This is a genomic window from Paenibacillus sp. RC84 (genome assembly GCF_041260495.1).
Lineage (GTDB): Bacteria > Bacillota > Bacilli > Paenibacillales > NBRC-103111 > Paenibacillus_F.
The window spans coordinates 162,011-180,356 of the sequence record NZ_JBGBYL010000007.1; the positions used below are offsets into that span (position 1 = coordinate 162,011).

Annotated in this window: 21 protein-coding genes and 1 pseudogene; 20 read left to right on the top strand and 2 right to left on the bottom strand. The window is 47.3% G+C overall.

Annotated features, from left to right (window positions below):
• Positions 1-68: 68 nt before the first annotated feature.
• Positions 69-1,556, bottom strand: coding sequence for a carbohydrate binding domain-containing protein (locus tag ABH899_RS17235; protein WP_369998593.1), 1,488 nt, complete (start codon positions 1,554-1,556; stop codon positions 69-71).
• 238 nt (positions 1,557-1,794) lie between these two features.
• Here ABH899_RS17235 and ABH899_RS17240 point away from each other — a divergent pair, with 238 nt between their 5' ends.
• The 14 genes and pseudogenes from ABH899_RS17240 to ABH899_RS17305 all read left to right on the top strand — a co-directional run.
• The gene (locus tag ABH899_RS17240; RefSeq protein WP_369998596.1) at positions 1,795-2,022 is read left to right on the top strand and encodes an LCI fold-containing protein; all 228 of its coding nucleotides are present in this window, start codon (positions 1,795-1,797) and stop codon (positions 2,020-2,022) included.
• A 435-nt stretch (positions 2,023-2,457) separates the two neighbouring features.
• The gene (locus ABH899_RS17245; RefSeq protein WP_369999045.1) at positions 2,458-3,111 is read left to right on the top strand and encodes a M48 family metallopeptidase; all 654 of its coding nucleotides are present in this window, start codon (positions 2,458-2,460) and stop codon (positions 3,109-3,111) included.
• Positions 3,112-3,254: 143 nt separating this feature from the next.
• A complete protein-coding gene (locus ABH899_RS17250) occupies positions 3,255-3,539 on the top strand; it encodes an ArsR/SmtB family transcription factor (protein WP_369998599.1) in 285 nt (94 codons plus the stop codon).
• 65 nt (positions 3,540-3,604) lie between these two features.
• Positions 3,605-5,035 carry a hypothetical protein gene (locus ABH899_RS17255; protein WP_369998602.1) on the top strand — a complete coding sequence of 477 codons (1,431 nt, stop codon included), beginning with the start codon at positions 3,605-3,607 and terminating at the stop codon, positions 5,033-5,035.
• Between the two features lie 309 nt (positions 5,036-5,344).
• Entirely contained in the window at positions 5,345-5,827 is a 483-nt protein-coding gene (locus tag ABH899_RS17260; protein WP_009674457.1) for a DUF2975 domain-containing protein, read from the top strand.
• A gap of 10 nt (positions 5,828-5,837) precedes the next feature.
• Entirely contained in the window at positions 5,838-6,059 is a 222-nt protein-coding gene (locus tag ABH899_RS17265; RefSeq protein ID WP_369998605.1) for a helix-turn-helix domain-containing protein, read from the top strand.
• 307 nt (positions 6,060-6,366) lie between these two features.
• Positions 6,367-6,957 carry a TetR/AcrR family transcriptional regulator gene (locus ABH899_RS17270; protein ID WP_369999048.1) on the top strand — a complete coding sequence of 197 codons (591 nt, stop codon included), beginning with the start codon at positions 6,367-6,369 and terminating at the stop codon, positions 6,955-6,957.
• A gap of 24 nt (positions 6,958-6,981) precedes the next feature.
• Positions 6,982-8,184, top strand: a complete 1,203-nt coding sequence (locus ABH899_RS17275) for an MFS transporter (protein WP_369998608.1) — start codon at positions 6,982-6,984, stop codon at positions 8,182-8,184.
• Positions 8,185-8,818: 634 nt separating this feature from the next.
• The gene (locus tag ABH899_RS17280; RefSeq protein ID WP_369998611.1) at positions 8,819-9,835 is read left to right on the top strand and encodes a glycoside hydrolase family 113 protein; all 1,017 of its coding nucleotides are present in this window, start codon (positions 8,819-8,821) and stop codon (positions 9,833-9,835) included.
• A 44-nt stretch (positions 9,836-9,879) separates the two neighbouring features.
• A complete protein-coding gene (locus ABH899_RS17285) occupies positions 9,880-10,386 on the top strand; it encodes a MarR family winged helix-turn-helix transcriptional regulator (RefSeq protein WP_369998614.1) in 507 nt (168 codons plus the stop codon).
• On the top strand, positions 10,383-10,580 hold the full coding sequence (locus tag ABH899_RS17290; protein ID WP_369998617.1) for a hypothetical protein: 198 nt from the start codon (positions 10,383-10,385) through the stop codon (positions 10,578-10,580). Before ABH899_RS17285 ends, ABH899_RS17290 begins: the two co-directional genes overlap by 4 nt.
• 44 nt (positions 10,581-10,624) lie before the next feature.
• Positions 10,625-11,152, top strand: coding sequence for a GNAT family N-acetyltransferase (locus ABH899_RS17295; protein WP_369998619.1), 528 nt, complete (start codon positions 10,625-10,627; stop codon positions 11,150-11,152).
• 65 nt (positions 11,153-11,217) lie between these two features.
• Entirely contained in the window at positions 11,218-11,694 is a 477-nt protein-coding gene (locus ABH899_RS17300) for a GNAT family N-acetyltransferase (protein WP_009673218.1), read from the top strand.
• 83 nt (positions 11,695-11,777) lie between these two features.
• Positions 11,778-12,020, top strand: a pseudogene (locus ABH899_RS17305) (MFS transporter); the annotation flags it as partial.
• A gap of 49 nt (positions 12,021-12,069) precedes the next feature.
• Here ABH899_RS17305 and ABH899_RS17310 read toward each other — a convergent pair.
• Positions 12,070-12,621: a chorismate pyruvate-lyase family protein gene (locus ABH899_RS17310; RefSeq protein WP_369998621.1), complete on the bottom strand. Its 552-nt coding sequence runs from the start codon at positions 12,619-12,621 to the stop codon at positions 12,070-12,072.
• Positions 12,622-12,930: 309 nt separating this feature from the next.
• Between ABH899_RS17310 and ABH899_RS17315 the strand changes: the two genes are divergently transcribed.
• From ABH899_RS17315 to ABH899_RS17340, 6 genes are read left to right on the top strand one after another with little or no spacing between them, the layout of a single operon-like run.
• Entirely contained in the window at positions 12,931-14,397 is a 1,467-nt protein-coding gene (locus tag ABH899_RS17315) for a glycosyltransferase family 2 protein (protein ID WP_369998624.1), read from the top strand.
• A gap of 12 nt (positions 14,398-14,409) precedes the next feature.
• Complete coding sequence (locus ABH899_RS17320) at positions 14,410-14,673, top strand: acyl carrier protein (protein WP_369998627.1); 264 nt, start codon at positions 14,410-14,412, stop codon at positions 14,671-14,673.
• Complete coding sequence (locus tag ABH899_RS17325; RefSeq protein WP_369998630.1) at positions 14,666-15,901, top strand: beta-ketoacyl-[acyl-carrier-protein] synthase family protein; 1,236 nt, start codon at positions 14,666-14,668, stop codon at positions 15,899-15,901. Before ABH899_RS17320 ends, ABH899_RS17325 begins: the two co-directional genes overlap by 8 nt.
• Positions 15,898-16,599 (top strand): beta-ketoacyl-[acyl-carrier-protein] synthase family protein, encoded by a 702-nt coding sequence (locus ABH899_RS17330; protein WP_369998632.1) that lies wholly within the window; start codon positions 15,898-15,900, stop codon positions 16,597-16,599. The genes ABH899_RS17325 and ABH899_RS17330 overlap by 4 nt, the downstream gene beginning before the upstream one ends.
• Complete coding sequence (locus ABH899_RS17335) at positions 16,596-18,068, top strand: class I adenylate-forming enzyme family protein (RefSeq protein ID WP_369998635.1); 1,473 nt, start codon at positions 16,596-16,598, stop codon at positions 18,066-18,068. Before ABH899_RS17330 ends, ABH899_RS17335 begins: the two co-directional genes overlap by 4 nt.
• Positions 18,052-18,297 carry a hypothetical protein gene (locus tag ABH899_RS17340; RefSeq protein WP_369998638.1) on the top strand — a complete coding sequence of 82 codons (246 nt, stop codon included), beginning with the start codon at positions 18,052-18,054 and terminating at the stop codon, positions 18,295-18,297. The genes ABH899_RS17335 and ABH899_RS17340 overlap by 17 nt, the downstream gene beginning before the upstream one ends.
• The last annotated feature ends 49 nt before the right edge of the window (positions 18,298-18,346 follow it).

Sequence of the window (18,346 nt, forward strand, 5' to 3'; positions counted from 1 at the left end):
GATTCGGGGAGCAGGGAACGAAGAAGGGCACTCTTCTGTAGAGTGCCCGTCGCTTCTTAGGGGATTGCCTAATAATGATTCACCGCTTTAACCGGCAGAGAATAATAGGCGTTTCCTTTTTGTTTGCCGTAACTGTGCACCGCGACGCCGCCAAAACCGGCATGTCCGTCGTAATGAGCTTTTATTGCGGCCAGTGCGCGATCCAGATCGTCCAAACCTTCTTCATAAAATGTCACACTGTCCCCGCCGGCCGTTACGGGATCGATCGTTTCAAGTCCCACCGTAATTTTTTTGCCAACTTGTGCCGCGTAGTCAATTTCGCTCTGGGCGTCCCGGACGGCTTGCCATTGACCATCGGAATACCGGTCCGTGTAGTCCATAAGTCCAACCCAATCCAGCCGGTCGATCAAGTGCTTATAAAACCCTTTATCGATGCCGTTGTACGTAACCGTGTATTCCGGACCGTCATACCATCTCGGAATATCTTGGGCGTATGTCATACCGGTTCCGCTCATAAGTGCCGTGGCTTTATCGATATAGGCAAGAGCTTGCTGCATGACAAGGGCTTTATTGTCGTTCCAAAGGGTTTGGTTACGGTAAACTTCGATATCTTGATGTACACCGTCGAATTTTTCGTTCGATGCCGCACTTCCGTTGAAGGTAATGACATCGGTTATTCTTTCAAGCCCTACCGAATGCTTATCTGTCAATCCCCAATCTATCTCCCCGCTTACCGCTTCCACCCTTATCCCTTTGGCATGCGCTTGAGAAATAAATTGCTTAAGCTGCGGGCTATATGTGGTCAAATGAGTTTTGTTTATGGCAAGAAGAAGAACATTAACCCCTTTGTCTTGAGCGAATTGGAACAGGGTCGAACGTTCCGTTGAATCCTCCAGCACGGAAGTCGTTTCCTGCCAAACCCACATGGCTTTGACATCCTTATTTATCGCTTGGACACCGCTTCTGGCTTTAAGACTAAGATCGTCCAGAAAGGCGTTTGCCCCGCTGTCGGCATTTTTATATATGTATACCTGGAGTTTGGCGGTCCCTGGAACGGTCGTAAAAGCGGTCGATTTAAATTCATACAGCGTTTCATTAAATCTCAAAGTGTTCTTGGCCAGTACATTGTTATTTGCATCTAAACAATCTACACCGACAATGGCCGTATCCGTACCGGCGCTAACGCTGCCGTGTCCGGACAAGACATAGGTCGTTCCCGACGGAATACCGGGAATGATTTGTCCCGCGCCCCCTTCACCGGAAGCGATCCGTGCCGCTTTCGCTCCCGCAAATGCCGGAGAAGTGACGCTGGAGGTATTTCCCCAGTTGGTCCAGCTTGCCAAGTTGTCTTCAAATCCCGGATTGGCGATCAGATTATCGCCCAGATTCAAAGCAGCCGCGCCCGAATCGGTACGATCTGTCGATCCGCTAATGATCTCAGGATTCAGCAGCAAATCTTTACCCGCCGCATGTCCATTAGAAGGCAACCCCGAGAGGCCAAATAAGAGGGAAAATGCCATACCAAGCGACAAAGGTGCGTGCACAAACTTTTTCATCAGCATGTCTCCTTTTTATCATAGAATGGCTTAAATACATATTAATGGTATCATGCCTTGATTTAATAGTATATATAAGCCGGCTTTTAGACTGTTAATAGACATAGAACGTGAAGAATGAACACATAAAACGATATGTATCCTTTTTATGGTAATTTGATTACTTTGCATAGCAACCTGATGACTATCGTTTATACAGATATAAATTTTAATCAACTCGGCACTTTCGTTATCTCTGTTGCTCTCCGCTGCACCGGCTTTTGCCGCAGTAGACACTTCAACTCCTACTACTTGTAACGATACGATCCAGGATAGATATCTAAAAAATAGGACAGGAATTTTTTCGGATCATTTCACGGAGAACGGGACTACATGGTACATTAAGGGAATTACTTCCGAGCATGTTTCGAATGACGGCGGATACGTTGTGTATACGGCTCATTATCAGGCACATGTTTGCGGCTGATGTTTTTATCCCCGCAGATCGCTCGTAACATGTAAATCCGGCAAGAACAAACGTTCAGAAAATAACCTTTACGAGAACAGTTCGGTCAATTATGACCGGGCTGTTTTATTTTAAATATTCTTACCCGGTATACTCATAACCGAAAAACAGCGTGTGTGAGCTGTATGAATAACGTGCGTATTCCAGTCCTTCCGCTAGGATTCGGATGCCCAATGCGATTTTCAGAAGAACAAAGTGAAGCATAGCGTGCATAAAGTTTAAATCACCGTGTGATCGATCATTAAAAGGGTAGCCATAAACTAAAATCTGAGATACCATTTGGAGAGGAGTATCCCAAGCATGCGGATTCCGAAGCTGTCGGGGGTCAAACAAGATTCGGTGACCGCTGCTTACGTAGGGTTGCTCCCAATAAAACGAACAGAAATGATGTTGATGATGAAAATCGTACTCGGCCAACAACAAATAGAAGTTCACGTGGAATACGGTCCGCGCAAAAAGCTCTCGCTCCGCATCGATCCTTCGGGACTCGTCACGGTGAAGGCGCCGAATCATACGGCTGATGATGTGGTGATGAACGCGGTAAGGCAGCATGGGAATAAAATTCTGAAGCAATTGCAAGCGATTGAGGCTGCTCGCGCGCCTCGGAAGTTCAGGGAATACGAAGAGGAAGGCAAGTTCCTTCATCTGGGCCGATATTATCCGCTTCATGAGTTAATCGAGACAAACGGGCGTACGGAACAAGAGCTTCAAGATGATCTGAAGAAGTTTTACTTCGCGAGCTGTAAGAAGGTGATCGGGGAGCGCATAAAAATCTATCAGAAGCAGCTGAAAGTCACGCCCAAATCCTTCATCATCGAGGAGTCCCGAACGAAGTGGGGGAGCTGTAACTCGGCTAAGCATCTTACCTTCAATTACCGTCTGGCAATGGCGCCCGTTGACGTTATTGATTACGTGGTCATACACGAGCTTTGTCATCTCTTGCATATGAATCATGATCGATCCTTCTGGCGGCGCGTCGGAAGCGTGATGAAGGATTACAAAGCGAAGGAAGCGTTCCTCGCTAGGTACGGACACGCCATGACATTGTAATGAAAAGATACATGCTTTCGGATGACAAAGGTATGCCGGTCCAGTTGTAGACTGCGCTTAAAGGAAATATTGACAAAGATAACTTCAATCATTTAATATATCGGTAAATATAGAAATATCGAATAAGACGAGGATGGCAACCCATGAATAATGTGCAATCACATCATGAAGCGGTAAAAGTATTCAAAGCACTGGGGGAACCAACCCGGTTAAATATTGTAAAGCTCTTAAACAAGCATAAAGAATTAAGCTGTACCGAGATCGGGGATCGTCTGCATTTTAAAGGCTCCACTCTTTCGCACCATCTGAAACAGCTCGTCGACTGCGGGGTATTAAGGCTGGCGCGCAAGGAAGGGACCTATCATTTTTATCAAATTAATCAAGATACATTAAAGCGTCATGTTGTGCTGGGGGGAGATCTGGATTAATTTTTTGTTTTATATTTCGATAGATGTAAATGTATTAAATTAATGAAGCACTTGACTAAAAGGAGATGCTGAGATTGAATCATAACAATCGTCTGATTATAGGAAACAAAAGTATTGTTTTAGGAAATGAGCTGAATATTGAATCCCTGGTTGTCCAGTCGCCTGTCAGTACCCTCGTGCAGCTTGATAATGGAGCCATGGATTGGAATCTCTCGGCAGGCGTATACCGCGCCAAAGATATCGTAAGAGAATTGGACACATTATTGGAGGCCGTACTTGTTCAGCTTGGAATGGCGGCTGACGCGGAGGCGTTGCTGTATAATCTCCAGGCTATTCTGGCGATTTCCGGGAGAGAGTCGGATTTGCCGCTCGAACAGCTGGCTCTTGAGACTGAGCCTGGAATCGAGTTGACCCGGCAGGCACAACGTATCGGAGAGGAAATATCTCGCTGGGCGCGTGAATTCAACTCCGAAAAATGGGCATCCAAAGCCAATGGAAACTCCACCCTTGACCAGTTGCATTTCAGAAGCCGCTGCGATAACCATCTATGGACACAACAGGTTGCTAGTATGTTAATGGGCCCTGCAGGCGGTCCTGATGTCATGCAGTTGTTCAATGAATACCTGCACCAACTCATCCTGTTAAGGGACGCGCTCCTGCCTTTCGAGAATTGGGAAGAAGTGCCGATCGAAATACCGGATGACAGCAGTCGGGGCAAAGGCCTGAGATTTGTCGAGCGAGGCCGGGAGGAGTTTTTCTACAAGCTTCTAAGCAAAAAAATGTCTCATAAGACGATCGTACAGTTTGCCCAAAACGTGCTAAGTCCGGAGCTATCCACGGTAGGATACGGCTTTCAATACCAGCTCGGCACCATACTTCCGGCAAGCCTCAGTTCTGGGCAACGGACCGCTTCCCGTTATTTACTTCGCTGGTACCCTGTACTACCAGTCATGGCTGGTAATGACAATAAGCCCGCATCCGTAGCTTTTGACTATGAATATAGTGATTATTTTGCCGCACCACGCAGTCAGACAGCCGGTGGCATCAAGAGCACTGGATTACAGCTACCTGATCAGGAGTTGAAGAATATAGTCGAAGCGCGGATTGTTCCATCGGGCGACAAAGAGCGGGTCGTGCTACATTACAAGTTGGCTATCCACTCTGTTGAGTATACAGTGGATCTCGGCCAGGCCTTTAGAGGCCACAGGTTTATGTATCACCCGGTGGAGCAATCCGGGTCTAATACAGAGCGTACAGAGACACCAACGGAGATCAGTACTCACGATGTCTGTGACATCCTGAACCTGCACGGTCTGGTAACAAACGAGTCAGGTATACATTTTATTTCAGCCGATGGCAACCCACTCGTGCTATGGGCGCTATTAGGTAAGCTATATCCGGAGAACGTTGTTTTTCTTGGGAGTGTCTGTGAGCAAGAGCTTCAGAACGCTAATCGTTCGGGTAAAGGATTTGGTGCGAAATTTCTGATCGGCTAATCAGGAAACGTCCACTCCAATATTGATGGCGGTCTAGCGAATTTTGGAATTACTGATCAAAATTAATGGCCGCTTTTAATGGGATTGCCATTGCGATCCAGAGCCGGTGTAGGCTGATCCGGTCATAAATCGAATAGTGCATCGTTATAAAGCATTTCTTTGCCAAGAGAAATGCTTTTTATTTTTGTGCAAAAATTAAAGAGAATGTACAAAACAATCAAGAAATATTTTAAATCAATCAAAATATATTGAATTGCGATAAATTTAATGTTAAATTCAGAATGACAATAACTTTAAGTGAGGTGCATTATGGAACGAGGAACAACACTCTTTTTAAAAATAGCGCTTATTCTTATCGGAGTCCCGGTTCTTGCTATGTGTATTTTTTTGGTGCCCGGAATTGCGAATTTTGCAGCGGAATTGTATCCGGAACATAGTTACTTGAAATATCTCCTATGGATTGACTTGTATGCAACGGCGCTACCCTTTTACTTTGCCCTGTATCAGGCTTTCAAACTTTTAAGCTACATTGACAAGAACAAAGCTTTCTCGGAGTTATCCGTACAGGCATTGAAAATTATAAAAACCTGCGCCCTCATTTTCGGCGGTTTGTATGTCGCAGGCATGCCGCTTTTCTATCTTATGGCGGAGAAAGACGACGCACCGGGTTTCATTGTTATCGGAATGGTCCTGATATTCGCTTCCATGGTGGTCGCCGTTTTTGCTGCGGTTCTCCAAAAGCTTTTAAAAGAGGCAATCGATATAAAATCAGAAAATGATTTGACGGTCTGAGGTGAATAACATGGCGATTATAATCAATATTGACGTGATGTTGGCTAAAAGAAAAATGAGCGTAACGGAACTATCGGAGAGGGTTGGAATCACGATGGCTAACCTTTCCATATTGAAAAACGGGAAGGCAAAAGCGGTTCGATTATCGACTTTAGAGGCGATTTGCAAGGCTCTGGATTGTCAGCCTGGAGATATTTTAGAATACAAAATGGACGAAGACGTTCAAGGGTAGAATAAACACTCGACCGTATAATAACCGCCCGGAGTAGGATTGGAGCCGGTAGGCAGCGCTCTTCCGGGCTTCTTGAACAGAAATGAGGCGGTCCATGTTCTCGGCGCCGCACATTTAATAAGTATTAAGCCTGTCGTGTCGACAGGTTTTTTTGTGTAGAAATATTTGCAGCAAAATAATGTTCAACGTCAGCCAGAAGGAACCTAAAGAATGAGTTCCATGTGTCATTTTTATCAAAAGCAACTTACATTTGCATGAAAAATTTATATTTGATAAAATAACTGACGAACGTTCGTTAATTATCGAGGTGATACTATTGAAAAGTAAAGAGATTAAAGATATCGCTTTAAAATTTTTCACAATTCATGGGTATGAGGGAGCATCTCTATCTCAAATTGCCGAGAATGTCGGGATGAAAAAACAGTCTCTCTATGCTCATTTCAAAGGAAAAGATGATCTGTTTCTACAAGTTTTACAAGATGCCAAAGAGACGGAAATTTCTTCGAAACTAGACTATTTGAGTAAAGTGGATACTCAAAACCCCAAAGCGGATTTATTGGGATATTTGCAATTGGTCATTGATTTGTTTCAACAGAGCGAGCAGTTAAAGTTTTGGCTGCGTATGTCTTTTTTTCCACCTCTCCATCTTGCAACAGCGATTAATGAAGAAGTTTTCGATACGGAACAAAAGATTCAAACCGTATTGGAAAACAAATTTCAAGCTTGGATCGATGCCAAAGCCATTACGGAGGATACAGCCTCTATCCCGACTCTTGCCTTCTTAGGGATAGTTGATTCGATCATGCTCGAGCTTGCATATGGAAATAATGAAAAACGTTTAAACGATAAACTAAATGCCTCATGGACCGTATTTTGGAGAGGGATTTCACAGCTATGATGGTACAGAAAGAGGTATTGCTTCATGAAGAAACCATTGAAAGAACAAAAAACAGTCTTACTTATTCTATTAAGTAATATATTCATCGTTTTTCTAGGAATCGGACTTATCATCCCTGTTATGCCATCCTTTATGAATATGATGCATTTATCAGGCCAAACGATGGGTTATCTAATAGCGGCATTTTCGATCGCACAATTACTCATGTCTCCCCTGGCAGGACGTTGGATTGACTGTTATGGCAGAAAAAACATGATCTTAATCGGTTTATTTCTCTTCAGTGTATCCGAGGTGATCTTTGGTTTAGGTACCCATGTATCCGTTCTTTATCTATCCAGAATTCTAGGAGGCATCAGTGGTGCATTTATTATGCCGGCTGTAACTGCTTTTGTTGCAGATGTTACCTCGGTAGAGGAAAGGCCAAAAGCGATGGGCTATATATCTGCCGCCATTAGTATCGGTTTTATTATCGGCCCGGGTATCGGAGGTTTTATTGCTGAGCTGGGTGTGCGTGCCCCATTCTACTTTGCTGCCGGCTTCGCATTAATCACCTGTATTTCATCCCTGTTTATTTTAAAAGAGCCGCTAACCAAACAGCAGCTTTTGGAAATCACTCAGCTTAAAAAAGATACCAACTTTGTAATGGATCTCAAACGATCCCTTCATCCACTATACATGATTGCCTTTATTATTGTGTTTGTACTGGCCTTTGGTTTATCGGCATATGAAACTGTGTTTAGTCTGTATTCCGATCATAAATTCGGTTTCACTCCAGGAAATATTGCTACCATTATCACAATCAGCTCAATCTTCGGGGTTGTAGTGCAGGTCTTTATGTTTGGTAAAATGGTAGATAAACTCGGTGAAAAGAAACTCATCCAAATATGCTTAATTTCTGGCGTAGTATTAGCGGTAGCATCTACCATGGTCTCCAGCTATTTAGCCATTCTGCTGATAACTTGCTTCATCTTTCTCGCATTTGACTTGCTGCGACCGGCATTAACGACCTATTTATCAAAAACTGCCGAAAAAGAACAAGGATTTATCGCCGGAATGAACTCAACCTACACAAGCCTGGGCAATATCTTCGGGCCCGCGTTAGGCGGTATCTTATTTGATGTAAATATCAACTATCCGTATCTCTTTGCTGCTGTCATTATGTTTATTGGTCTTGCCATTACGATGATGTGGAAAGAAAAACAATCCGCTAGCAGCTTGGTAAAATAAGATAAAAGCTTCGGTTTCCGTGGCACTGGCGAAATTTGCGAAAACGAGTCAATCACCGTATTGCGACTCTGATTTTCTGCTGATCGTGTAGACTATTTAGTTTTCTTTTGAAAGGATGCCGACACATCGGCTCCTTTTAGATGCAAATGAAGTCGCGGTAATCGCGGCTTTTTGTGTTTTAACGATACAGGATATCGGTTTGATTCCAACAAGAACTCCTATAAAATTCCGTAAGCATAAATTTTCAACCATACTTTAAGGGTACCTTCGTAGGTAGTTAATGGAGTTAAAGATTTATAGGATAAAATACACGACGGCCAGACACTCGGCGGAAAGCATTCCGCGTAGCGGTCATGAGTACGGAAACCATCTTCTTTAGGAATCATTCCTCCTCGGCGTTTTTATGGATTCTGCTGACTGAACTAATCATATATGGAAAATGACAGATGGATAAAAAACGCCCTGAAACGAAAAAAACAATCCCTAACAACATGTTGTCTAAGGATTAAGTAACACCTACCCGGTTGACTACCTGTGTGCACACGCATATACTTAGGTTACCTATTTAATTGATTACCTAACATTTAAACGTCCTATTTAGGATGAAAACGAAAGGAGGTCGTCCATTATGCGCATGCGTGGAGTGACCTATGACACGGGATTTCTAAGTGAGGGAACCAGCACACACCCCGATTTCGATGCGGCGAGAGTGAACAGGGAGATGGAAATTATACGGCATGATCTGCACTGCACGGCCGTACGAGTAACGGGCGGCGAGCCCGTTCGCCTGGAGATCGCTTCACAAGCGGCTGCGGCAGCGGGCCTTGAGGTATGGTTCTCGCCGTTCACAAACGATCTGGACCAAGATGTGCTGCTTGATTTGCTCGCAGACTGTGCAGAACGAGCCGAACGCCTCCGGCTTACGGGGGCGAAGGTGGTCATGGTGACGGGTGCCGAGCTCATGCTCTTTACCCGCGGTTTCCTTCCCGGCGAGACTTTGTCGGAGCGCCTCGCGGCATTATCCGAACAGGCGGTTAGCCGGACCGCGTTCGCCAAATTACCGGCTCTGCTCAACGGCTTTTTGACACGTGCCGTAGACGTCGTGCGAGCCCGATTCGGGGGTCCCGTTACGTACGCTGCCCTGCCCAGCGAACCTGTGAACTGGGAACCTTTCGACTTCAGCGCTGTCGACGCTTACAACTCTGCCGAGGTTGCTCATCTTTATGCGGATGCAATCAAGAAGCTGGCCGGCTCAAACAAACCTCTGGTCATCTCCGAGTTCGGGTGCACAACCTTCAAGGGTGCGGCCGATCTGGGGGCACGTGGAATGTTCATCGTAGAGTGGGACGGTGCGCAGGCAGTTGGGCTGAAGGGCAGCTACGAGCGTGACGAGTCCGAACAAAGCCAATATTTCAACGACAGCGTCGACATTTTCGAAGAAGCCGGAGTCGACACGGCCTTCTGGTGCACCTTTGCTAGCCACAATTTGCCGTACGATGAAGATCCCGATCGTGATTTTGATCGAGCCTCATACGGAGTTGTACGGGTGCTGACAGAAAGCTGCGGTACAACTTACCCCGACATGCCTTGGGAGCCCAAGGAAGTCTTTCACACTATCGCAGCGCGATATAAAGCTGCAATGAAATCATAGAACAATCGAATCTTTGCATCTCACATGTTATTCATATTAGGGGAGTGAACGGATTGGCGGATGAGCGGAAGCAAACCGCAGAGCAGTTAATGGAATCGTATTTCCAAGCGCAGGTCGGCGGAAATATGATGCAGAATCGCGCGGTACACAATCAAAAGCCGGGCGAAATAATGGTTCTCTATTTCATTAGTATGAATGTCGAAGATGAAAGTCCGGGAATGAAAGTTTCGGAAATCAGCGGTAAACTGAATGTCACTTCGCCAACGGTAACCCAGCATATCAACAGTCTGGAAGGACAGGAACTTGTCGAGCGTCACGCCGATCCCGCCGATCGGCGGGTTGTCAGAATCCGGCTTTCGGATAAAGGCAAAAAGTATATCCAACACATTAATGAAGCCCGCCTCAATATGTTCGTCGGTCTCGTTGAGCATCTGGGGGAGGAAAAAAGCCTGCTCTTTGCCGAACTGCTGAGAGATGCTTCGGATTATATGCTTAAACAGCAGGAATTTTATATCCGGAGCTTACTTGCGGAAGACAATGACTCGAAATGAGTAAGCAGGAAAAACCCGATCATTTGACCGGGCTTTCCCGATGCTTCCCAAATGATGCGGATCTCTTTCTCAATATCTTGCTCATCGGTCCGAATAATGCTTTAAATACCGGTGCCGTACTATGCGTGGCGATTGCACGGCGATTCGCATCGAAATGGTTTTCAACATCAGCTTTTATTCGCAGAGATATTTAAGTAATATGAAGTAAAACGCAGAAATGCAAATAGGGGGGAAGAGTATGGTTTCAATCATTCCAATGAAACTCGAAGATTCGTTTAAAATACGCGATATAGACCGTTCCGAAACCATAGAGCTCATCTATACATGCAAGAATGAAGTTCTGGAGGAAATAAAAACAGGTCATGAATGCCCTAACTGGAAAGAAGACGATTATAACGCTGTCATTTCAAGGTATGAGTATGAGTTAAAAAACGGCGGTACAGCTTTCGGGGCATACGACGGGGAAACATTAGTCGGGTTCGGTGTCCTGGCTAATAAGTTTAGAGGCCAAGAGAATGACCGGCTTCAGATAGACCTCATGTATGTTACCCGGGATTACCGGAGACAAGGAATAGGCAGCCGAATAATGGATGAGTTAAGTAAAGCGGCCATTGAAAAAGGCGCGAAGTACTTATACATCTCCTCTACAGAAACAGAATCCGCTGTAAATTTTTACACAAGCTGCGGCTCGGCCATTACGTCGGAAGTCGATGAGGAGCTATTTGAAAAAGAGCCGGACGATATTCATATGATTAAACGACTTTAAGACCAGCCAAACGAGAATAAACCTATTTAGATGAACAACCCAAGTAATGAAGGGAGAAACTCTATATGATTACTCTCAGAAAAATCACATTGGAAAACCGACGTGCCATATTTAACTTGGAAGTTTCAGAAGAACAACGCCGCTTCGTAGCGTCCAATCTGTCAAGCATGGCTTCTTGTTATGTCCTTGCAACCAATGGGGGACATCCATTTCCGTTTGCTATTTATGAAGATGAGCAGCCTGTCGGTTTTGTTATGCTGACTTATGGAATCACCGGATACGAGCTCCCGTCAATTGCAGATGACAGCTATTGTATCTTACGACTAATGATTGACAAGCACAATCAGAACCGGGGCTACGGCCGAGAAGCCATGACCAAAATCTTGGAATATATCCGAACCTTTCCGGCCGGGCCAGCACGTTACTGCTGGATTCCTTATGGAACTGATAACTTCGCTGCCAAAAAGCTCTATGAAAGCTTCGGTTTCCGTGACAACGGTGAAATTTGTGAAAACGAGCCCATCACCGTACTGCAGCTCTGATTTGCTACCCCATGATCGGAGCCGGGTACAACCGGAGAGCAGCTGTGTGGAACAATGAGCTGACGAAAGTAGGTTTTAACAGTATAACTTCCGGTATTTTCTTTGCAAACGCCATGCTCCGTCCAGCTCTCAATACAAGATTATCGAAGATGGCAGGGAACGAACAAGGATATGTGGCCGGTATGAATAATGCCTATATGAGTTTGGGCAGTATCATAGGGCCCATTCAAGCCGGATTCTTATTTGAAATGAATATGTTCGCTCCCTTCATAGCGGGCTGTTGTATTCTGTTTATTGCTTTTTTGATGGCCCTAAAATTCAAGTGAAAATGTTCTGCCTATAAGACCTCCAAAAGCGATTTGCGTGAGTTTGGAATTATGGTTTGCTGGAGGCAATGCGGGAAGTGGAACGGACAATGGCGTCCAGGTCAAAATATTCGATCAGGTAGAACCAGCACGAATCTCCCCCCATGATTTTATATTTTTTCATAAGGTAAGCGGAAGCGGTCAGGGAATAGGGTGCGAATGCTTCCATGCCGCTTCTGTGTTCGATTCCTGTCTCCGTTATTTCCCTTCGTGTCGGATATTCAGCCAGCAGTTTGCCGAGCGGAAACTGCCGGTTATCAAGCTGCCTGGCCAAATCTGCCGGGAGTGTCAGCAGGTTCGCATACACGATATTGTAAGACAACACACGGCCGGGCAATGTTAGGCTCGATAGGCGTCTGATGAACTGTCCGTTGGCCGGAAAAGCTTGCCGGACGTCTTCAGGAACAGATGCCGAAACTGTCCGTTCATGTTCATACACATGAATGTTCACTTGATTACGGACGATAATCTCGATCGTTCGTGTTGTCGATCCGTCCGTTTGCAGCAGAAGATCGGATATGAGGAGCTGATCCTGTTCGTTGTCCGCGTAAATTGTCATCATGCCTCCTTTAATCTTTGTTTCTTACTCTTTATTATATATAAAATGGTTAATTATTCAATTAATTAGCAGTAAAATAGAATGATTGGAAATAATTCCGAAAACAAGATTCATTTTCTCTACAAATTTATTGACCCCTGTATGGTTATAAAAGTCGAATTATATACTTAAAAAATATCATATTTGCTTGAAAATAACATTTTTTTCTCTATACTTGTAGGTAATAAGGGAGGAGGAGGGATAAAGGATCAGGCATTCGTGGGGCTGAATAAAATTCAAGGTTTTCATTTATTGCTGCGATAGGAGATGAAAATGACATATAAGGTTTCATTTGTTATTCCGACGTACAACTCGGGTAGCTTTATGGCCGAGGGATTGCGGTATCTCGCGGCCCAGCGTAATGAGAGCCGGACAGAGTTCGAAGTCATCGTCGTAGACGACGGATCTACGGACGATACGGCGGAACTAGTTGAAGCGGCGCGGGAAAGTCTGGATCGTCTGACTTATCTGTATATCCCCCGCGATGAAAATTCCAGCCGATCCCGTGCCCGCAATCGAGGGATTTGTGCGGCGACCGGTGATCTCTTATGTTTTCTGGATGCCGGAATAATCGTACCGCCTGACTATCTGGACACGGTTATCGACCGGTTCCGGGAGCGGCCGGATCAGGTGCTTTTGCACATGGTACTCGGGCTTAATGCGGACCCTGAGCGTGACGATACAACCGTTGTCCATAAGCTGTCCCCGCTCAATCTGCGGGAGGAGGCTTCGAAACTGTCCGTGTCGCCGGTATGGCAGGACAGCCGGTATCAGGCGCTCAGGATGCTCCGGGACAATCTGGATCTGCTTGCCGCGCCTTGGGAGATGGGACTGGGGGGCGCCATGAGCGTGTCTGCTTCGCGTGTTCGTGAGGCGGGAGGGTATGACGAGAATTTTAGAGGCTGGGGCTCGGAGGATATTGATTTCGCTTACCGGCTTTACAGAACGGGATGTTCTTTCCGTTCGGAGAGGCACGCCTTTGTGCTGCATCTGCCGCATCCCATCGTCAGATCCGAAGACCGAATGGAAAACGATTTTCGCAACAAACGCTGTATTCACCGCAAACTGTGGCAGCTGGAAACGGAGGCTTACCCGCACTATCAAGGGATGTTTTACTCCGCTTTTCTTGAGAAGCTGCTGTACATCGATTTATCCCTGTTAATGAAAAAATTTACGGCCCCCTTTATTCAACACCTGTATAACGAGCACATTCGAGGCGCATCCGCTTCCTTATTGCTTGGAGTAAGCGAACAGAACTTGGCCAGGCAGTTGAACCCCACTCATATCTACCTTTGGAATCACCGATTGGAGGGTATGTTCCAATCTTCTCTCTCACAAGAAATCCATTGCCGGCTCGGCTGTGATACCCCTTATGAAAACAGTTTTTTCGACGTAGTGTTAATAACCGATTTTATTCTTTTGTTTCCGACTTATATGATGCAACAAATTATAACGGAACTTCTAAGAACCGCCCGTAAAATCGTGTATGTGTATGATTCTGATTTCGAGAACGAATATCCCGTCCAACCGGCCGGCCCTATGTCGATAAGCATGCCGGTCGTTTCACCGCATCTTACCCCGCGCTTCCGAACGGAGCTTGCCTTGAGCCCGCGTAAGTTAATGATGGAGCGCATCCAGGTGAGTGCCAGGAGTGAGCTGATCACGCTGCTGAATAGAGGCGATAGGAAAATTGTTCTGGAGCCGCTGTGCGCATCCGGTCATCCGATTACAACCGATTAAGGAGGAAAATTTATGGAAGCGATTACCGAAATGAAAGCTCTCATTACCCGCATTTGTGAGGAGAAAATGAACATGGAGGTCAAGCCGGATGTAGATCCGGAAGAACCGATTGCCCAGGAATTCAGCCTGGATTCCATTTCTTTATTCGAACTGATCGTAAACCTGGAAGAAGAATTTCAGTTCAAAGTGGCCGATGACGATATCGACAAAGTCGGAAAGATGAACATCGCGGAACTTCATGAATTTATCCAAAGGCAGCAGCTGATTCATGGATAAACGTGTCGTTATAACCGGATACGGGGTTGTGACCCCTTTCGGGTTAGGGGAGGCTCCCATTCTCGACAAAGTATTTGAGGGCGAGCATTGTTTCCGGCCTTTGCAGAGTATCGATACTTCCAGAAGCTATACGAAAGTAGGCGGTGAGGCGCCTGTCGAAGAACGCTCCTACAAGTTTTTTACAGAGTACTGCACGGAGCGGGCTTTAGTAATGGCCGGGCTCAACCCGGAGAATCACCGGAGCAGTCTGGAGAAAGCCGCAGTGGCTGTCGGAAATTTGGGAGACGGCACTCATCTTCTGAACTATTACGAGCAGTTCTCGCCTGACTGGGAGGCAGAGGAATTCGCAGACAGAAAATCCGAATTTATGCGATCGGAAGGCGATCGGCCGGTATCCATTCATGATTCCAATCCCTACGAGCAGGCGGCGGCGGTTGCCGGCATAATCGGTTCCACCGGCGAACGCCTTGCGTTTACTAATGCGTGCGTGGCCTCAGCCAATGCGATCGGATACGGCTTCGATCAGGTTCGCAAAGGGAGAACTCCGGTCTCAGTAGCAGGCGGGATCAACGTTCTCTACCCGATCGTTTTTTATAATTTCGATTCGAGCCGGGCTATGGCGGAAGAAGTCGTACGTCCGTTCAGCAAGCATCGCAGCGGTCTTCTCATAGGCGACGGCGCGGCTATTCTCGTTTTGGAGGAACTTGAGCATGCCCTTTCAAGAGGAGCCGAGCCTTTGGCAGAAATGATCGGCTGGGGCCTAAGCTCGGACGGTTTCCATATCACGCAGCCCGATCCTGAAGGAGACGGACTGGCGAGATCGATGAAGATTGCCCTGCGCCAAGCGAACTGCAGACCGGAAGAAGTGGATTATATCAATGCGCACGGAACCGGGACGCCGCTGAATGACAGCAGTGAGACGAATGCGCTCAAGCAAGTTTTCGGAGAGTACGCCCGCAAAATTCCCGTCAGTTCCACGAAATCGACAACGGGTCATATGCTGGAAGCTACCGGTGCCGTCGAAGCGATTATCTCTGTTCTTGCCTTGACTCATGGGAGGATTCCTCCAACCGCGAATTTTGTTGAAACCGATGAAGGGCTGGATTTAGACTATGTGACGGAGGGCTCCCGGCAGAAGAGTCTGGACGTGGTGATGTCCAACTCAAGAGCATTCGGCGGGAATAACTGCACACTTCTTTTCCGCAGATGGAATGGAGGGGAATCATGATGAAGGAAATCTCAGAGCAGTCGCGCAGACTGGATACACGGAAGATGCAGGTGGTGGTCACCGGTTTTCACGAACAGAGCGAAAACGATCCCATCCCGCCTCTGCGGGGATTTGTCCGCTCCTCGTATAATCCGCTGATTTACCATGCGGCGATGAAAGCGGCAGAACAAGCGAGATCCCGGGATATCCAGCCGGCACGCAAGGCGATCCTGCTCGGAAGCTTGTTCACCGACATGATGACGCTCCAGGAGACGAGCAAGGATTTGCTGCAGGGCAGGAAAGTCAGCCCGATCATGTTCCCTCCCTCTGTGCCGAGTTCTGTCATGGGATACATCGCCAAAGAACTCGCTGTGCACGGCCCGCTAAGCTGTATCAGCGTTACGGCTGCAGGTGTGCGTGCACTGATCCGGCAGGCGAAGGACTATATCGAGGACGGCGAAGCGGATCTCGTGCTGCTCGTCCTGTGCGATACCCGGTCCATCCGGTCTTCACACTGGATTTCGGATCACGCGGGAGAGGGAGGAGACTCCAACGCATTAGGGGGCGTCATTTCGCTTGCCGTCGAATCGGCGGAACAGGCAAAGAACCGGGGCCTGAAACCCGTCCTCGCTCTGGAGCCGTGGCTCGAAAAGTATGAGCGGAATGCAGCCCGGGGTTACGGTCTTTATGTTCCTTCCGAAGGGGTGGAGCGATTATGATCTCTTTCAAGCCTCTTCCTAAAACAGCCCTCCTGTCGTCAGAGCTGAGCTTGTCCTACGCCGAGCTAAACCGCAGAATCGGGGACAAAAAGAAATGGCTGGACGACCGGGGCTGGAAGAACTGCCGGGTTGCCATTGACCTGCCGGATTCGTATACGCTGCTCGAATGGACAGCGGCGAACTGGCAGCAGCGCAACCACATTCTTCTGCTGGATCAGCGGATGAAAGAAGACGAAAAGCAGGCTCGTCTTCGTCTCTTTTCACCGGATCTGACCATAAGTGCCGAGTCCCGGAATCCCAAGCCGGTCGTTTCGTTCTTTCAAGCGGAAGCTCCCTTCTTCCTGTCAGCGGGAGACGGGGAAGATAGTAATCGCGTCGCATACGACAGCAAAAATACGGGCGAGGAGCAACTCCTTTTGAACCGTTGGGAAGCGCTTACTTTGTTCAGTTCAGGTTCGACGGGAACACCGAAGTCAATTACACGCACCTATCAGTCGTTGCTTGATGAATGGGACGGCTATGCCCGCGAAGAGGGAAGCCCCGGTGAAAACAGCCTGGTGTTGTGTCTGGTTCCGTTAAGTCACGCGCTGGGTCTGATGTCGGCTGCCATTCATACGCTGCTGCAAGGAGGAACCGTCGCATTCCCCGACTTCATCAACGGAGAGGAAATCGTTTCGTCCATCGAACGCTACGAAGCATCGCATGTGTACGGTGTGGCTTTCCATTACAAGCTGATGGAAGCCCGTATGGAGGAGTTTGTCTGTCAATCAGGTCACGTCCGGAGCGGTAAGCCCCTGTATCTGATCTCTTCCGGAGGGCCGCTCCCGGCGGATTTGGCCGGCAGATATCGTGAACGTATCGGCCTGCCGATCGGACAGCAGTACGGAATGAGCGAAATCGGCTATATTTCGGTTGACTTTACGGACAGCCATCCGCCTTCACTCGGTAAAATCTCGCGGCATATCCGCTACGAATGGAGCGAGGAGCAGCCTCAATTGGCGATCCGTCTGGATAAAAGCCCTTATACAGGGAAGCAGGACAATTGGATACCCGATCCCGATGGAGACGGGACCAGCGGAATTTTATATACGCAGGATCTGGTTCACATCGATGAGCACGGCTTTCTTACGGTGACCGGCCGCAGCAACGATCAGATCAGTATCGGAGGACTTAAAGTCACGCTCCAGGAAATCGAAGCGGCTCTGAGAGAACATCCGTTGATCCGAGAGGCCGCAGCCGTGCACTACGAGCATCCGGTTCTCGAACGCGTCATCGAAGCCTTCATCGTGTGGGATGAGCCGACGGCGACCGAGCCGCTTGACGACATCTCGCATTGGCTTCGGAACGTTCTTTCGGATTATAAAATCCCCAAAAAGCTGCATGTAATCGAACAGCTTCCCTTATCGGCTGCCGGCAAATTGCTGCGAGGAGAATTGTTAAAGGAGCTTTCTCATGGTACACATCGCTGACATCAAGTCAATTGTCATAGAATCGGGTCTTTTTCAAACCCTGGACGAACAAGTGGAATCGGATATGCCGTTGCAGCTTGATTCCTTCTCGCTGATTTGGCTCATCGAACAGTTGGAACGCCGGTACCGGATCAGCATTGATTACCGGACACTCGATTTAGAGCACTTCAGTACGATCCGTAAGATTCATCGGCTTGTCCTGGATAAACTGGGGGCCGGACAGCCATGAATGCCGAAAAAATCTCCGGCTTTCTTCCTTATTTTACGTCGCAGCAGCT

Bases quoted from the DNA above. Each gene is read 5' to 3' on its own strand.
- ABH899_RS17295 (WP_369998619.1), top strand. From the start codon at position 10,625: ATGGTTTCAATCATTCCAATGAAACTCGAAGATTCGTTTAAAATACGC.
- ABH899_RS17255 (WP_369998602.1), top strand. From the start codon at position 3,605: ATGCTGAGATTGAATCATAACAATCGTCTGATTATAGGAAACAAAAGT.
- ABH899_RS17280 (WP_369998611.1), top strand. From the start codon at position 8,819: ATGCGTGGAGTGACCTATGACACGGGATTTCTAAGTGAGGGAACCAGC.
- ABH899_RS17320 (WP_369998627.1), top strand. From the start codon at position 14,410: ATGGAAGCGATTACCGAAATGAAAGCTCTCATTACCCGCATTTGTGAG.
- ABH899_RS17260 (WP_009674457.1), top strand. From the start codon at position 5,345: ATGGAACGAGGAACAACACTCTTTTTAAAAATAGCGCTTATTCTTATC.
- ABH899_RS17325 (WP_369998630.1), top strand. From the start codon at position 14,666: ATGGATAAACGTGTCGTTATAACCGGATACGGGGTTGTGACCCCTTTC.
- ABH899_RS17315 (WP_369998624.1), top strand. From the start codon at position 12,931: ATGACATATAAGGTTTCATTTGTTATTCCGACGTACAACTCGGGTAGC.
- ABH899_RS17265 (WP_369998605.1), top strand. From the start codon at position 5,838: ATGGCGATTATAATCAATATTGACGTGATGTTGGCTAAAAGAAAAATG.
- ABH899_RS17235 (WP_369998593.1), bottom strand. From the start codon at position 1,556: ATGAAAAAGTTTGTGCACGCACCTTTGTCGCTTGGTATGGCATTTTCC.
- ABH899_RS17290 (WP_369998617.1), top strand. From the start codon at position 10,383: ATGAGTAAGCAGGAAAAACCCGATCATTTGACCGGGCTTTCCCGATGC.
- ABH899_RS17245 (WP_369999045.1), top strand. From the start codon at position 2,458: ATGAAAATCGTACTCGGCCAACAACAAATAGAAGTTCACGTGGAATAC.
- ABH899_RS17310 (WP_369998621.1), bottom strand. From the start codon at position 12,621: ATGATGACAATTTACGCGGACAACGAACAGGATCAGCTCCTCATATCC.
- ABH899_RS17340 (WP_369998638.1), top strand. From the start codon at position 18,052: ATGGTACACATCGCTGACATCAAGTCAATTGTCATAGAATCGGGTCTT.
- ABH899_RS17330 (WP_369998632.1), top strand. From the start codon at position 15,898: ATGATGAAGGAAATCTCAGAGCAGTCGCGCAGACTGGATACACGGAAG.
- ABH899_RS17250 (WP_369998599.1), top strand. From the start codon at position 3,255: ATGAATAATGTGCAATCACATCATGAAGCGGTAAAAGTATTCAAAGCA.
- ABH899_RS17275 (WP_369998608.1), top strand. From the start codon at position 6,982: ATGAAGAAACCATTGAAAGAACAAAAAACAGTCTTACTTATTCTATTA.
- ABH899_RS17300 (WP_009673218.1), top strand. From the start codon at position 11,218: ATGATTACTCTCAGAAAAATCACATTGGAAAACCGACGTGCCATATTT.
- ABH899_RS17335 (WP_369998635.1), top strand. From the start codon at position 16,596: ATGATCTCTTTCAAGCCTCTTCCTAAAACAGCCCTCCTGTCGTCAGAG.